This is a genomic window from Arthrobacter sp. FW306-1B-F12A, assembly GCF_058781865.1.
In genome coordinates this window covers 95,762-111,145 of record NZ_JBYSXD010000006.1, presented here as the reverse complement: position 1 = coordinate 111,145, position 15,384 = coordinate 95,762, and the positions used below count along the sequence as shown (strand labels likewise).

Below are 15,384 nucleotides of genomic sequence, written 5' to 3'. Positions count from 1 at the left end.
GAAGCTCGGAAGGAGCATTGACAATGGATTCTTCCTCGGAAGCGTCGTCCATGGCACAAGGACTTCGTATTGTGCGCTTGGTCGCGGACCGGGAGAAGTGGGGCCGGCGGCTCCTCGGCGTCTCCCAGCTCGCCTCCGAGCTGGACATGGAGCAAAGCCGCGTATCCCGGCTGACCCAGGAATTGTGTGATCTGGGACTTCTCGAAAGGATCGAACGCGGTCCGTTCCGGACAGGCCCGCAATTTTTCGGCCTCGCGGCGTCGCTTAATACTGGCTGGGTTCGCCAATCAAGAACCGAGTTGGAGGCGCTGGTGGCCACGCTTGGCCTCCGATCCAGGGTTTCTGTCCGCGAGGGCTTCCGGGTAATTCTCCTGCGCGCATCTAGCAATGACGCGCTCCCTGGCAGCTTCGTCAAACCTGGAATGGTGACGCCGACATGGTGCACGGGATCAGGCCGGGCACTCTTGTGGGATCACGAGCAGGCCGCGATTCAGGATCTCCTCAAGGACGCCAACTTCATCGGTGTCGGCGGTCCGGGCGCGGCCCACTCGACCGAGGAGGTCTGCGAGCTGATGGACAGGGACCGGAACCGGGGCTTCATAGTGGCGGCCGAAGAATTCGAACATGGCGTCTACGAATTGGCCGTTCCTGTCCGTGACCCGGAAGGAGCGATTCTTGCTTCACTTAGTGTTCTGGGCAACCGGCCCCAGATCGAGCCCAGGGCCGGGAAAATCGCGAAGGTTCTCACGGAAGCCGCCGCGCGGCTCGGATCATGCGGTCGCAGTACTCGGGACAATACGGGAGGAAGGGGCCTTGCGAGCTAGGCCAGCGCCTGCGGCAGTCCCTGACCCATCGTCGATTCGAGCCACTTTCCCCACGACACGAGAGCCGAGGCGCAGAGTTCCCGCCGCGCTGCCAGCCGTGTCTTAGGACCCACGACCTGCAGGGCAGCCACCACTTCGCGTTTGAAATCCCGTACGGGAACGGCTAGGGAATACAAGCCTGGTTCTGCTTCCTCATCCACGATGGAATACCCCCGCCCCCTAGCCTCATGCAGCCGCGTCAGGAAGTCCTCGACATTGACCGGAGTATTGGGGCCGTGGCGAACAAATGCAGAGGACGCGAAAACGGTTCGGACCTCGGCGTCGGACGCCTCCCACAACAATGCCTGGCCGGCGTCGCTGCAGTAGGCCGGGTAAGGCCGGCCCAACCACGAACCGACCATGTTGCTGCTCGCCGGAATACGCTCACCGACCGTCACCGTGCTGTCACCGCTCAGCACTCCGAGAAAGCATCCTTCGTTCGTTTCGCCGGCAAGGCCCTCCAGGGCAGTGATCCCGTCCGTCTGCAGCCGTTGTTCGGTCAAAAGCTGGGCGTCGGTAAAGAGTGACCAGTTCAGGTTGTAGGACCGCCGCTCGGCGCGTTCCAGGAACCCTTCTTGTTCCGCGACTCGCAGGCTCCGCGAGACCTGGCTGCGATCCTTGCCTAAATCGGCTGCAATATCGGCGACCGTGCCGCCGGCGAGGCCTTCGGCGTTACGGGAGCCGACTGCAAGGACAGCCATGATTCCCCGTCCCATGCTGGATGTCTTAGGCATGGATCTGATTCTAGCCACCGGACGGGCGTGACTCAGTGGATAGCAAACACCCGGGCGGGAAAGCCGCTGCCCTCAAGGGGTTTTGGCCACGTCGCAACCAGGGCGGCACCCTTTTCCGGAAGACCATCCAGGTTCGCCAATAGCTCGATCTGCCAACGGTTCTGTCCCAGCACGTATGTCTCCAGGCTAAAGTCCTTGCGGGAAGTGGCCAGCCCCGGGTCCGTGTCTGTCTGTTCATGACCTACAGCCGCAATCGACCGTCGTTCAATCAGGAAGGTGAGGGCCTCCTGCGACCAGCCCGGACTGTGACTGATGCCTTCGTCGTCCCTGTTCGCCATGGCGTCGGCATCGGGCCAACGTCGGCTCCAGCCGGTCCGCAGTGCCACAAAGCTACCCGTCGGGACAGTGCCGTTTCGGGTTTCCCATGCGTGGATGTCCGCCACCGTGGGGGTGGCATCGGGATCAGCCTTGACCCGTTCTGAAATGTCCAGGATGACCAGCGGAAGGATCATGTCCCCTACCGGGATCTGATCCAAAGACCGGCCGCCGCGGATGAAATGTGAGGGGGGATCAACGTGTGTTCCCCATTGCCCGATGATCGAATAGCGGTGCGCGGTGAATCCGTCGCCATTCTCCAGATCGAACACGGCTTCCCTGATCTCGTCGGGGAAAGCGGGGAAGTGCGGTTGGCCTGGGTGGAATGCATGCGTCAAGTCGGCGAACGTCCTGCCCGCTATGAGGGGCTGGAGCCCGTCCCAAAAATCCGTCGTGGCGTTGTCGGTCATGATGCGACCCCGCTCTCGCGGGCCTCTGCCAGTGCGGTGGATGAGACGCTCACGACGCCGGATAGCTCTATGACAGGGACTTCCCAAGGGTGGATCTCCACAAGGTGACGCATGAACCGATCCACCCGCTCGTCGTCCAGGGCGGCGTCGAAGTACGTCGTGAAGACAAAGGTCGGCGAAATGGTCCGCTGGCCCACTTGCCCCAAGGTGGGGTTGGCGCCTTCAGCCACGGTGAATCCTTCGAATCCCACGCCGGACTCGAAAACGTGCCTGTAGTTTCCAAAGTCCCCCAACTCCGGGGAGTCCGCCAAGGCCTGAAGCAGTGCCGTAATGCCGTGGTCATTCCGGAACGCACCGGCCTCGCCCTCAGCGAGCCCAGCGAAAGTCTCGGACGCGATAGGCCAATGTACGCGCAGCTTGCGCACTGATTTCATTTCTATCTTCAAGGGGTCCTCTTCCCTGCGCTTGGCGCCGATTGCTTGACTGCCATGGTGGCATAATTGGCCTGATCATTACAAGCATTTTCAAATGCTCATAATGACCAATATAGTGAGAGGGTGGTCACGCTGGACCATCTCGTCCCCACATAGGCACGAATGAAGATCAACTGCTTGGAGCCCCGAACGATGCCCAGTAAGATCACGCTGTCCCGCATGCTCGACGCCGGCTCGAAGCTGACGCTGGACGGCGCACTCGCCACTGAGCTCGAGGCGCGGGGCTGCAATCTGGAGGACCCACTTTGGTCGGCCAAGGTGCTTCTGGAACAACCGCAGCTGATCAAGCAAGTGCACCGCGACTATTTCGATGCAGGAGCCACGGTAGCCATCACTGCGAGCTACCAGGCCACGCCGCGAGGCTTCAGACAGCGCGGCATCGGCGAAGCGGAAGCCTTGGGGCTGGTGGCATTGAGCGTACGCCTGGCCGACGACGCGAGGCGCGAATACTTGGCTGAAAACCCGGAAGCGGGACCCCTGCTGATTGCCGGATCAGTAGGCCCTTATGGCGCCTACCTCGCTGACGGTTCGGAATACCGCGGGGACTACACCCTCAGCCGGATCGAGTTCATGGAATTCCACAGGCCCCGGATCGCGGCGCTGGTGGAGGCGGGAGTGGACCTGCTGGCATGTGAGACGTTGCCTTCGGTTTCGGAGACGAAGGCACTGTTGGCACTCGTAGAAGAGTTCAACGTCGAAGCATGGTTCTCCTTCACGCTACGGGACGGGGAGCACATCAGCGACGGCACAACGCTGGCCAACGTCGCAAGGCTCTGTGCAACGCAGCCGCGCGTCGTCGCGATCGGCGTAAATTGCGTGCCTCTGGAACTGGTCTCTCCGTCGCTTCGAGCCCTCCGCAAAGTCACCTCAATCCCGTTGATCGCGTATCCGAATTCCGGCGAATGCTATGACGCTCTAACCAAGACCTGGACGCCCGGCCCGGCCGTGGGCGGTGCTGATGGCAAGCAACCTGCAAGCATTGCGGAAGGAACCGGCATCTGGCAAGAACTTGGCGCTCGGCTTATTGGAGGGTGCTGCAGGACGACACCGCAGGATATTGCTGGGATCGGTCGATATATGTGAGCGGGCGTTGGCTCACAACCGTTGATATGTGAGCGAGGGTCCGCCCGCGACCGTTCATATGTGAGCGAGGGTCCGCCCGCGACCGTTGATATGTGAGCGAGGGTCCTGGAAGTCGGGGGGCGGGGGAGCCGGGCCTGCCTAGGCCTCCAGGACGTATGTCCTGAGATCGTCGAGGGTCTGCTGCATGTGCGCGTCCATGGCCTCGCGGGCCCGGGGAGCGTCGCCGGCTTCGAGGGCTTTGAGGATGGCCCGGTGATGTCCGATCGCGTGCCGCTGGATATCGGGGATTTGCGAGGTCTGGGTGCGCCGGGTTTCCAGGACGCGGTGCAGGGGTTCGAAGAGCACAGCGACGAAGACGTTGCCGGAGGCGTGGAGGATGACATCGTGGAAGCCCAGGTCCGCCTCGACGAACGCGCTCACATCGTTGGAATCGTGGGCCTTCTGCATGGCGGACACGTGAACCTGCAGCTGGTCGATTTCTTCGGGAGAGACCCGTGAGGCGGCCAGTTCGCAGGCACCGGTCTCGAGCATGCGGCGCAGCTCGATGAGCTGGACGGCCGCTGCCGCGTCGTTCTTTCCTTCCGAAGCCGCACGCAGCACAGCTTCGAGGGAAGCCCAGCGGTTCAGTGGGTTGACGAAAGTCCCCCGGCCGCGCTCCACGCTCAGGATTCTCTGGGCCTCGAGGGTCTTCATGGCCTCGCGGACCGTCATGCGGCTGACTTCATGCTTGGCGCTCAGTTCGAGTTCGCCGGGAACCACTGTGCCCGGCGGAAATTCGCCCGCGACGATGCGGTCCAGCAGCTCGTCAGCGACGACGCCGACCAGCGACTTGCGTGCCATGGTGCTCCGTTCCTAGATGTCTGACATCTTACGCCGGCGGTTGCCGGCTTTCGTTCCAAAACGCGCCGAGCGCCACGGCGCAAGCATGCGGCTGCTCCCAATGGACGCTGTGCCCGGCGTCGGGTATTGCCACGAGCTTCCGCAGCGGGCTGGCCGCCACGAAGGCTTCCGCCTGGTCCAGCGAACGTAATCGGTCCCCGACGCCGGCAATCACCAGCGTCGGTGCGGTCACCTTTTCGGGGACATCGGCAGCCACTCCGGCCATCGCCGCGAGGCCGCTGGGGCCAAGGACCTCGAAAGGCAGCTCAAATCCTCGGCTCAGCGCGCGGTGGTCCTCGGGGGACAACACCCCGAACCAGGCCTTCATGCACTTGGCGCGCGTCGCGTCGTCAATGAGGCCTTGCCGCAGCTGGGATTCGAGCATCGATTTGAAGCCTTCGTTCGGCGGGGCCGGAACCATGCCGATCAAGGCCACGCTGGCCACGAGCCCCGGGTGCCGCGCGGCCAGGGTCAGCGCCACGCTTCCGCCCATCGAATGGCCCGCAATGTGGACCGGTGCCGCGTTCCTGGCAGCAACGGCAGCGACGGAATCGGCAGCTGATTCCAGAGTCCACTGGAAGCCCGGAGGCAACATGTCCCCGCGGTGATACCCAGGCAAATCGACGATCCAGACGGTTCGTCCGGCGTCGAGCAACTCGGTGGCGAGTGGCTCCCAATAGGCGGACGTCGACGCCCAGCCGTGCAGCAACAGAACGGGAGGTTGGGACGGAAAGTCCGCCTTAACGGCGGCCGCCGGGAGGCGCATGTCCACGTGTAATGCCGCGACGGCGGGAGGCTCTTGAAGCATGCGCCAAGCATAGTGACGACTGACACTTGCACGGCCGAAAGCGGGTGTGTCACACTAGCATTCAAATATTAGATGTCTGACATCTTACATTTACCTTCAAAACCACGATGGAGTGCACAGTGACCCTTGAAGCCGATGTCCTGGCTGCCTTCCCGGCTGAAGTCCAGATCCCCGCTCAGCTGGTTGCCGACGCCGTAGCAGCGTCTTCCGCAACCTCGCCCCGCATCCTGGTAGTCCTCGACGACGACCCCACCGGCACCCAGTCGGTCGCCAACCTGCCGGTCCTCACCCGCTGGGAGGTCGCCGATTTCACGTGGGCGTTCGCCCACATCGCGGAAAGCCATTCTCAGCCTGCCGTCTACGTGCTGACCAACACGCGCAGCCTGGACCCGGTTGAGGCCGCTGCCCGCAACGAGGAAATCGTGCGGAACGCGCTCGCCGCCGCCGGCTCCCAGCTGCGCTTGGGATTCGTCAGCCGCTCCGACTCCACCCTCCGTGGCCACTACCCGCTGGAACCGGACGTCATTGCCGCCACTGTCGCGGACGTGACCGGCGAGGCGACCAACGGCGTCGTGATCGTCCCGGCGTTTCCCGACGCCGGGCGGGTCACCGTTGGCGGCGTGCACTACATGCGTGGCACCGGGCACGACGCCGGCAAGCTCACCCCGGTTGCCGAGACCGAGTTCGCCAAGGATGCGAGCTTCGGCTTCGCCAACTCGGAGATGGCCAGGTATGTGGAGGAGAAGTCGCAGGGCCGGTTCCAGGCCGGCGATGTGATCGTCCTGGACCTGAACATCATCCGTGCAGGGGCCTCAGCCCAGGACCCTGCCATTTCCGCCAAGGCCATTGCAGACGCGATCGAACCCGCCACGAACTCCACGCCGATCGTCGCGGACATCGTCACCGAGAATGACTTCCGGGCACTGGCCCTCGGGCTTGAAGAAGCCGAACGCCGCGGCAAGAAGCTGCTCTACCGTGTGGGTCCGCCCTTCGTCCGCGGCCGCATCGGCCAGGAAATCCGTGAGGCGCTCAGCGGCGAGGAAGCCTACGAAGGCAACACTCCCTCCACAGCCGGTGGCCTCATCGTTGTTGGTTCGCACGTCGGCGTCACCACGCGCCAGCTCAATGCCCTGACGGCCCAGCATGGCGCCGCCCGGATCATCGAGATCGACGTCGAGAAACTGCTCGCTAGCGGCGCGGAGGCCTACTTGGACGAGACGGTCGCCGCCGTCGTCATTGCCCTCCGCAATGGAGACGTCATCGTCCACACGAGCCGCCTGCTCATCAAGACGGACGACGCCGCGGCGAGCCTGAAGATTGCCCGCACCGTCTCTGCCGCCGTCGTCGCGATCGTGAACCGGACGCTCAAGACCTTCCCGCCGCGCTTCGTCATCGCAAAGGGCGGCATCACGTCCTCGGACGTGGCCGCGCACGGCCTGGAAATCCGCCACGCGATAGTCCGCGGCCCCATGTTGCCCGGCATCGTCTCGCTGTGGGAGCCGGTGGACGGGCCCGCGAAGGGCATCCCGTACATCGTCTTCGCCGGCAACGTGGGCGACGACGAATCCCTGACTCAAGTCACGCGCAAGCTCAGCAACACCTTCTAGCCGACCCTCTTCCTAACGCAACCCCCGCATTCAATGGAGAACACCATGACCAGCAATTACACCGTCGCCGTCCTCGGCCTGGGCGCCATGGGCCTGCCGATGGCTACCCGCCTGGCGACCCAGCTCACCGTCCACGGCTTCGATATCGCCGAGCCGCGCCTGAAGCTCGCCGCCGACGCCGGGATCCGCACCTTCGCCTCGGCGCGCGAAGCCTCGGAAGGCGCCGACGCCCTGCTCCTTGCCGTGCGCAACGGCGAACAGCTCGACGCCGTCCTCTTCGGCGAGAACGGCGTTGCCTCGGTACTGAAGCCGGGCGCCGTCGTGATCCTCGGTAGCACAGTCGGTACCGAGGCTATTCCGGCCACCGTGGCCCGCCTGGCCGAATACGGCGTCGAACTCGTTGACGCGCCGCTCTCCGGCGGCCCGAAGCGTGCCGGCGAAGGCGACCTCCTGATCGTGGTTGGCGCAACCCCGGCCGCCCAGGAAAAGGCCCGCCCCGCCCTGGAACTGTTGGCCTCCACGCTCACCGTTGTTGGCGACAAGCCCGGCGACGGCCAGGCCCTCAAGACCGTCAATCAGCTCTTGTGCGGCGTGCACATCGCCGCTGCAGCCGAAGCCATGGCACTCGCGGACGCCCTCGGACTCGACCAGGCGAAGACCCTCGCGGCCTTGGAAGCAGGTGCCGCTGGCTCCTTCATGCTGTCCAACCGCGGCCCACGCATCCTCGAGGCATACACCGAGGATGGCGCCGAGGTCCTCAGCCGTCTGGACATCTTCGTGAAGGACATGGGCATCGTCGGCAAGGCGACGCGTGCCGCCGGCCTCGCCGCCCCGGTCGCCGCCGCTGCCGAACAGCTCTACCTCCTCGGCCAGGCCCAGGGCCTCGCCGCCGCCGACGACTCCGCAGTCATCAAAGTCGTCGCGCCCACCAGGCGCACTGTCTAGCAAAGCACCCCAAAGAAACGTGCGACGACGGCGGTCCCCCCTCCCCCCCCCCCCCCCCCCCCTCTCGCCGGCCTCGAGTCCAGGCCGGCTCTGTCAAAGGAGACACCCCTGATGATTCCCCTCATCAATTCCTTGGCGGTCCGGGCAGCTGATGCCCCCGCCATCAAACCGTCCGTAGCCCTTGGGACCCCGCTGCTGCTGACCATTGCAGTTGCGGGCGTCGCGCTGCTGTTGCTCATGATCATCCGCTTCAAGATCCAGGCCTTCGTGGCATTGCTGGCCGTGAGCATCCTGGTGGCCGTTGCCGCGCAGATCCCCTTGGCGGACGTATTCACCGTCGTGGCCAACGGCGTGGGCGGAACCATGGGCAAAGTCGCATTGCTGATTGCCCTCGGCGCCGTGTTGGGCCGCATGATCGAGGTGTCCGGCGGCGTGCAATCGCTGGCCAACCACTTCACCGAGAAGCTCGGTGCCAAGCGCGTCGCCGTGGCACTGACCGCCGTCGGCTTCCTCGTTGCCATTCCGGTGTTCTTCGAAGTAGGCATCATCGTCCTGGTGCCGATCGTCTACGCCTTCGCGAAGATCGCCAAGCTGCACCCCATCAAGTTCGGCCTTCCCATGGCCGGCATCATACTCTCGATCCACGTCGCCGTTCCTCCCCACCCGGGCATCGTTGCCGGGGCAGGCGTCATGGGTGCCGACATCGGACTCATCGCGATGATTTCGCTCATCATCTGCGTGCCGCTCGGTTTCCTGTCCTACTGGGTTGCCAGCATCATGAACCGCAAGGACTACGAACTGCTCCCGGGCGTCCGCGACCAGATCGAAGAATTCGGCTCCGATTCCTTGGTGCGCGTCGGCCACGACGGTCCCGGTGCCAGCGCAGTCGCTCCGCCGCGTCCGGGCCTGATCATGTTCCTCATCGCCGCCCCGATCGTCCAGATCCTGCTCGGCACAGCCGGTACCCTCCTGATCAACAAGAAGGACTACTGGTACGGCGTCGCGTCTTTCGTGGGCAACCCGTTCTTCGCCCTGCTGGTGGCCGTTGCGCTCGCGTTCTTCCTGCTGGCGGTCCGCCGCCAGTGGTCACTCAAGGAAACCGGCGAAATCTTCGAAGGCGCGCTGCCTCCCATCGCCTCGATCCTCATGGTGGTTGCTGCCGGCGGCGTGTTCGGCGGCGTCCTGCAGGTCTCCGGCATCGGCGCGGCCTTGTCCCAGACGCTGGACTCCCTGGGCGTGCCGATCATCCTCCTCGGCTTCATCATTTCCCTGGCACTGCGTGCCGCACAGGGATCGGCCACGGTCGCCATCGTCACCACCACCGGCCTCCTCTCGGCTGCCGTCGCCCAAGGCGGCTACACCCCCGCGCAGATCGCCGTCATCGTGATCGCGATCGGCTTCGGCGGACTGGGCCTGTCCCACGTGACCGACGCCGGTTTCTGGGTGGTGGTGCGCTACTACGGCCTCACGGTGTCCGACGGCCTCAAGACCTGGACCGTGCTCACCACCATCCTGGGCGTCGCGGGCTTCCTGCTCAGCTATGTCGCCTGGATCCTGGTGGGAGGCCTGGCCCACTGATGCGTGTACGCCTTGACGACCTTGTAGGCTCCGCGCTGGAGCGAGGAGCCGCGGTTCCGGCCTTCACCTGCTACGACTTCACCACCGCCCTCGCGGTGGTGGCCGCAGCAGAGGAGTCCGGCCGCGGAATCATTCTGCTGGTTGCTCCGAAGACCGCGGCCACCCCGTCCGGCTTGCGGCTCATTGGGGCATTGCGCGCCTTGGCCGACGACGCCCGCGTGCCGGTCTCGGTGCAGCTGGACCACGCCTCGGACCTCGAGGTCATCCGTGATTCGGTGGCAGCCGGTGCCGACGCCGTCCTGGCCGACGGTTCGTCCCTCCCATTCGAGGAAAACATCGCTTTGGTCCGCTCCGTACATGAGGTCGTGCTAGACGCCGGTGCTTCGGACATCGTCATCGAAGCGGAACTTGGCGGGCTGGCGGGCGACGAGGACAAGGCCTTCGGTGCTGACGTTCACGCTCATCCGGCCAGTGTCCATCCGGCGGGCCTGACCGACCCGGGCCAGGTACTGGAATTCGTATACCGCACTGGTGCCCAGCTCCTGGCCGTTGCCGTGGGGAATGCGCATGGCCGTTACGCCGGCGAGCCCAGGCTGCACTGGGATGTGCTGGAGGACATTGCATCGCGCACTGAGCTTCCGCTCGTGCTCCACGGCGCGTCGGGCATTCCCGCGGCAGACCTGGTCAAGGCCACGTCAATGCGCGTGGGCAAGGTGAACTTCAATACGGAGCTCCGCACCGGCATCCTCGCCACGCTCGAAGCCGAGACAACCCCGCACCGGGCCGACGGCGAGAACCTCCAGGGCCTGCTGGGGCGCTGGAGTTCCTCGGCAGGGGCCTTCGCCGGAGCAACACTGGACATGCTGAGTCGCTAGGCGCGGCTCGCGGGGCGGCCACGCCGCCGCGCCTCCGCGCAACGCAGGGAGGCTAGGATCAGCACATGATCGTAGCCTCCCTGATTTTTGCCCTCCTTGCCGGCTTGCTGCACGTCTACATCTTCAGCATGGAGTCCATCACCTGGACCCGTCCGGCCACGTGGAAGCGCTTTAGCGTCGCTTCCCAGTCCGAGGCGGAAACCACCAAGGGCCTCGCCTACAACCAGGGTTTCTACAACCTCTTCCTTGCCATCGGGGCGATCGCCGGGATCGTCATCGTCGCTCTTGGTCATCCGCAGGTCGGCTGGACCCTCGTCTTCAGCTCGTGCGGCTCCATGCTGCTGGCGGCAATCGTGCTCGCCTTGAGCGGCAAGAAGTACCTCCGCCCCGCGGTTCTTCAGGGCACGACTCCGCTGCTCGCCGTCGTGCTCGGCATCCTGGCCGTGGCGCTCGGCTAAAGATATGAGCGAGCGTTGGCGAAAATGGCGTGAGACGTGAGCGAGCGTTGGCGAAAATGGCGTGAGACGTGAGCGAGCGTCCTACGAGGCAAACGCTCGCTCACATGTGTGCCCTCCAGGCCAGTCGCACGCTCACTTATGCAGGCTTTTGGCGTGACGCTAGCTCACCCGTCAAAACCCTGAACCCCAATTCAGGGTTGAATCCGTGGATCTCCCGCGTGTCCAGTGCCGACATGAAAGCCAGGATCTCCTCCGTGATCACTTGCCCGGGAACCAAGACAGGGAATCCGGGCGGATAGGGGGTGACGAAGGAGGCAGACACCATTTCCTCTCCCGCGGCGACCCTTCGCATAAGTTCGGCCGCACTGAAGTATTCGCAGGATCCGGCTTTGTAGCTCTCGAAGTAGGCGTCCCGCATGTTGCCGTCCGGCGTCTGCGCATCTATCCGGAATCGTTCGGCGAAGCGGCTGAAGTCCGGCAACGGTGGCGGTGTGCTGGTCAGCGCAGCGACACGGGCAAGGCGCGCTCGCTGACCCAGACCGCTCAGGCCGGATTGCTCATCTTCAAAGGTTTCGGCCAGCTTGACCAGGACCTCAACGAGGTAGGCGACGGCACTCCGCGAGGTGCCGATGTTGGTCATGAAGAGAACGCTGTTCCTCGACGTCTTGTTGACCTGGATCCCGTACTTGTCCATCAGGAAGTCGTGCTTGAAGGTATCGCCGTCCACGCCGGTGAGGCCGATATGCAGGGTCAAACGGCTCGGATCAACAACGAATTCGTCGCGCTCCCAGGCTTCCGACATGGCCGCGAGCCCGTCGCGAAGCGGCATTTGCCGGCTCGTTTCGCGGTACTGAGGCGGTATGAGGTCCTTGGTGCCGAGGACGCGGAAGTACTTCTTCAACAAGGGATGCCTCGCCACGGCCTGGGCGATGCTGACCGCGAGATCTGCCTGCCGTTGCACCAGTTCGTATCCTTCGAACTCGACCTGCCGCCGTCCCATGTCCAAGGACGCCAGGATCTGGTAGTTGGGGGACGTGGAGGTGTGCGTCATGTACGCCTCCCGGAAGCTCTCCTCGTTCAACTGGCCGAAGTCCTGGTCATGGATATGGATCATGGACCCCTGCCGGAGCGACGTCAGGGTCTTGTGCGTCGACTGCGTTGAGTAGACCCTCACGCGGGCCTTCGCCGGATCGGGCAGCAGTCGTGTCTTCAGGAGCAGCTCATCGCTGACGTGCCCGACGCCGGAACCCGGCCCGCCGTCGTCGGGCTCGCCGCCGCCGTCGTAACCGCCGGCCGCCCCACCGCCCAGCGCGCGAAGCTGTTCGGCGTGCCGCCGGGCGTAGGCCGGATCCGCGAACTTTGCCTCGAGGGACCGGGCCGAAGCCATGGCCGTACGGCGGCGGTAGATGTGGTGGAAGCCCGCGAAGGCGAACCAGGCCTCGTCCCACAGGAACACCAGGTCCGGCTTGATGGCGAGGCACTCCTCCATCACTCGTTCGACGTCGTACACGATGCCGTCGAACGTGCAGTTGGTGAGGGCGAGCATCTTGACCTCGTGGAGCCGGCCTGCCCGGCGGTAATCCAGGAGCATCCGCTTGATGCTTTCCAAAGGAACGGCGCCGTAGAAGGAGAAATCGTCCAGAGGGTAGGCGTCCAAATACGAGACCTGCGCGCCGGCCAGCATGAGGGCGTAGTGGTGCGACTTGTGGCAGTTTCGGTCCACCAGAACCACGTCGCCGGGAGCCAGGATCGATTGGTGCACGATCTTGTTGGCTGTCGACGTTCCATTGGTGACAAAGAGCGATTTCTGGGCACCGAATGCCCGGGCCGCCAGCTTCTGGGCCTGCTTGAGGGAGCCGTGCGGATCCAGGAGCGAATCGAGCCCGCCGGACGTGGCCGAGGTTTCCGCGAGGAGGAGGTTCAGGCCATAGAACTCACCCAGATCGTTGATCCACTTGGAATGGATGACCGATCCGCCCCGGGACACCGGCAGGGCATGGAAAACGCCGGCAGGTTTGCGGCTGTATTGCTGGACCGCGTGGAAGAACGGTGCCTCATATCGTTCCGCGATGCCGGCCAGCAAGGACAAATGGAGCTCCAGCCCATCCTGGCGGCGGAAGATCCGGCGGAATTGGCGGGTCAAGGAACCGGCGAGTTCTTCGATCCCCACGCCCGCCACCAGGTAGAGATCAAGCTCGGGCCGGAGTTGTCCCAACTTCTCCGCCAAGCTCAGGATGCGGTCCAAGGGACGCTGGGGGAGCGGCTTCCCCAGGAACCTGTCCAGGAAGCTGCGCACATCCCGGCTCAAGCGCTGCCTGCTGTTGGGGACGAAGCCCGGCCGCAGTACGCACGCCTGGATGTCGGGGTTGAGCAGGACAGCGACGATGGCGTCCTCGAAGCTCGGCACGAACACGAGCTCGTAGTTGAAGGCGTCGGCAGGGCGGCGCTGGCTATGCAGTTCCGTTTGAAGTGCTTCACGGTCGGCGCTGGAGACGTCATCGATCACGAGGACCTCGAACCGCTTGCGTGATTCGGCGGGTTCTTCAGCCCGGTCTGTTTCGCGTTCCGGGTCCTGTGCGGGTTCCTGGGCGTGGTGGTTGTGGCCGGCAACGCGTCGCGCGACCGGTTCGATGAGGTTCAGCGCCTCAAGGTATTCTCCAGCCTCCAGGATTCGCCGCAATTCCGTGACATATTGCTGTCCCGGAGACGCCCAATACATTTCGAGGGATTCCAGCAGCGGCAACAACCTTCGGACGTCCCTTGGCAGTTCCCGCGGCGGCCGGCCGGCGCCCGTGAGAGACCGGGCGGCGGCCAGCTGTTTGACGGCGTAGCCAAGGAACTCCCAAGCGTCGGCGCGCACCCGCCACGCGCTGCTGGGGACCTCGCCGCCGGACCCGGAATCGTCGTCGGCGTTTGGCCTCGTCGCCGAACCGGGGCCAAGCGCTTGACCGCTGGCAAGGCCGGCTGGAGCGAAGGGAAATGGGGCTGACTGCACTGTCGCGAAATCGGCGCGTGCCACGATGACTCCTTTGTCATGGATTGATAGCACTCTCTACTAAACGCCGCGCGCCGTCGCGGTGTACGGCAAATGTTCGGGTTGCCGTCTGGGTTTCCAGATGGGAGCCGCACTTCCCGTCATACGTGAGCGAGCGTTGGGGGATTTGCCGTCATACGTGAGCGAGCGTCGGGGGATTTGGCGTCATACGTGAGCGAGGGTTGGGCGGCTAGCCTTCGCGCCACAGGGGCAACGGGACCACGCTGCGGCTGCGTCCGGACTCGTCCAACACGTGCCCGAGGCGTTTGTAGTTGCGGACCACGGCTTGCCGGGAGATGACGGCGCTTCCTGGCGCTCGCTCCGCCAGTTCGCGCTCGTGGCTTTGGACTTCGAGGTAGTCGCGCACCCACAGCGTCACGAGCAGATTCTGAGCGCCCAGAACCTGGGCGCTGAGCCTGCAATTCGGGAGGGCCGCGAAATAGCGCCCGACGGCGTCAACGTGGTGGGCGGGCACGTTGAGGATCAGGCTCACTTCCCTTAGTCCTTGTTGGGCTGAAGCGGACGTATCGCACCTCAGCGTCATGTAGCCGGACGCGAGGAAGCGCTCCACCCGCCGTCGTGCCGTTTGCGGAGCGACGCCGCAGGCGGCGCCCAGTTCCGCCCAACTGGCCCGCCCGTCCCGTGCTAGTTCCTCCAAGAGGGATGCGTCGAGCCGGTCGGGAGCGTAGGCGGTCGGGGCGGGCAGGGGTTCCGCCGACATGAGCCGGGCCCGCGCCGGTTCGAGGGTGCCGCTGCGCCAGTCGGAGGCCTGCCGGTACAGCTTGGTGACGAAAACGACCTCCCGGTGGGTCACTCCGGGGAGGCCTGCAAAAGAGCCGGTGACGATCTCCATGAGCTCTTCGTGGCTTGAGGCGAAGCAGTCGATGAAGAGATCGTGCGAGCCGGACACCAGCGAAACGGTGCCGAAGGCCGGCTCCGCGCACAGCTTGTGGACCAGGGCTTCGTTCTCGCTTGGCAGCGACGAAAGGCTGATGAACGCAGACCACCCCGCGCTCAGGTAGCGCGGACCCGGGGCCGGGGTGATCCATGCCAGTCCCTGCTCCGCAAGAGAGTTCCAGCGGCGCGCGACGGTTGGCCCGGACAAGCCCAGGACATCCCCCACGCGGCTCCAGTCGGCACGGGGATTGATCTGAAGGGCATTGACGATTTCAAGGTCAGTTTCGGAGATCATGGCTGATTCCTTCAAAATTCGCGGTTCTCAGATGATTTCAAACAAATTC

Annotated in this window: 14 protein-coding genes; 7 read left to right on the top strand and 7 right to left on the bottom strand. The window is 64.5% G+C overall.

All coding sequences use genetic code 11. From position 1 onward, the window contains the following. Positions 1–23: 23 nt before the first annotated feature. Entirely contained in the window at positions 24–824 is an 801-nt protein-coding gene (locus AC3WJU_RS05225; protein ID WP_492259318.1) for an IclR family transcriptional regulator, read from the top strand. On the opposite strand, the gene AC3WJU_RS05220 is transcribed toward AC3WJU_RS05225, so the two are convergent. From AC3WJU_RS05220 to AC3WJU_RS05210, 3 genes are read right to left on the bottom strand one after another with little or no spacing between them, the layout of a single operon-like run. Then, complete coding sequence (locus AC3WJU_RS05220) at positions 821–1,597, bottom strand: IclR family transcriptional regulator (RefSeq protein WP_059388378.1); 777 nt, start codon at positions 1,595–1,597, stop codon at positions 821–823. The genes AC3WJU_RS05225 and AC3WJU_RS05220 overlap by 4 nt on opposite strands. 32 nt (positions 1,598–1,629) lie before the next feature. Further along, positions 1,630–2,382: a cyclase family protein gene (locus AC3WJU_RS05215; RefSeq protein ID WP_332602606.1), complete on the bottom strand. Its 753-nt coding sequence runs from the start codon at positions 2,380–2,382 to the stop codon at positions 1,630–1,632. Further along, positions 2,379–2,816 carry a YqfO family protein gene (locus tag AC3WJU_RS05210; protein ID WP_306972647.1) on the bottom strand — a complete coding sequence of 146 codons (438 nt, stop codon included), beginning with the start codon at positions 2,814–2,816 and terminating at the stop codon, positions 2,379–2,381. Before AC3WJU_RS05210 ends, AC3WJU_RS05215 begins: the two co-directional genes overlap by 4 nt. Before the next feature lie 192 nt (positions 2,817–3,008). Here AC3WJU_RS05210 and mmuM point away from each other — a divergent pair, with 192 nt between their 5' ends. Beyond that, positions 3,009–3,959 (top strand): homocysteine S-methyltransferase, encoded by a 951-nt coding sequence (mmuM, locus tag AC3WJU_RS05205; RefSeq protein WP_492259317.1) that lies wholly within the window; start codon positions 3,009–3,011, stop codon positions 3,957–3,959. Between the two features lie 138 nt (positions 3,960–4,097). Here the strand turns inward: mmuM and AC3WJU_RS05200 are convergent, their stop codons facing one another. Both AC3WJU_RS05200 and AC3WJU_RS05195 read right to left on the bottom strand, forming a co-directional pair. Continuing rightward, positions 4,098–4,799, bottom strand: coding sequence for a FadR/GntR family transcriptional regulator (locus tag AC3WJU_RS05200; RefSeq protein ID WP_059388380.1), 702 nt, complete (start codon positions 4,797–4,799; stop codon positions 4,098–4,100). Between the two features lie 28 nt (positions 4,800–4,827). Continuing rightward, positions 4,828–5,646 (bottom strand): alpha/beta fold hydrolase, encoded by an 819-nt coding sequence (locus AC3WJU_RS05195; RefSeq protein WP_492259316.1) that lies wholly within the window; start codon positions 5,644–5,646, stop codon positions 4,828–4,830. Between the two features lie 119 nt (positions 5,647–5,765). Between AC3WJU_RS05195 and AC3WJU_RS05190 the strand changes: the two genes are divergently transcribed. The 5 genes from AC3WJU_RS05190 (at position 5,766) to AC3WJU_RS05170 (ending at position 11,109) form a co-directional block, all read left to right on the top strand. Continuing rightward, positions 5,766–7,253, top strand: coding sequence for a four-carbon acid sugar kinase family protein (locus tag AC3WJU_RS05190; protein ID WP_492259315.1), 1,488 nt, complete (start codon positions 5,766–5,768; stop codon positions 7,251–7,253). Between the two features lie 45 nt (positions 7,254–7,298). After that, positions 7,299–8,198 (top strand): NAD(P)-dependent oxidoreductase, encoded by a 900-nt coding sequence (locus AC3WJU_RS05185; RefSeq protein WP_492259314.1) that lies wholly within the window; start codon positions 7,299–7,301, stop codon positions 8,196–8,198. A 111-nt stretch (positions 8,199–8,309) separates the two neighbouring features. Then, a complete protein-coding gene (locus AC3WJU_RS05180; RefSeq protein WP_492259313.1) occupies positions 8,310–9,776 on the top strand; it encodes a GntP family transporter in 1,467 nt (488 codons plus the stop codon). Beyond that, on the top strand, positions 9,776–10,651 hold the full coding sequence (locus AC3WJU_RS05175; protein ID WP_492259312.1) for a class II fructose-bisphosphate aldolase: 876 nt from the start codon (positions 9,776–9,778) through the stop codon (positions 10,649–10,651). Before AC3WJU_RS05180 ends, AC3WJU_RS05175 begins: the two co-directional genes overlap by 1 nt. A 65-nt stretch (positions 10,652–10,716) precedes the next feature. Further along, on the top strand, positions 10,717–11,109 hold the full coding sequence (locus tag AC3WJU_RS05170) for a DUF1304 domain-containing protein (protein ID WP_492259311.1): 393 nt from the start codon (positions 10,717–10,719) through the stop codon (positions 11,107–11,109). Between the two features lie 136 nt (positions 11,110–11,245). Here AC3WJU_RS05170 and AC3WJU_RS05165 read toward each other — a convergent pair whose 3' ends face one another. Further along, a complete protein-coding gene (locus tag AC3WJU_RS05165; RefSeq protein ID WP_492259310.1) occupies positions 11,246–14,128 on the bottom strand; it encodes an aminotransferase class I/II-fold pyridoxal phosphate-dependent enzyme in 2,883 nt (960 codons plus the stop codon). Positions 14,129–14,333: 205 nt separating this feature from the next. After that, positions 14,334–15,335, bottom strand: coding sequence for an Lrp/AsnC family transcriptional regulator (locus tag AC3WJU_RS05160; protein WP_441433736.1), 1,002 nt, complete (start codon positions 15,333–15,335; stop codon positions 14,334–14,336). Between the last annotated feature and the right edge of the window lie 49 nt (positions 15,336–15,384).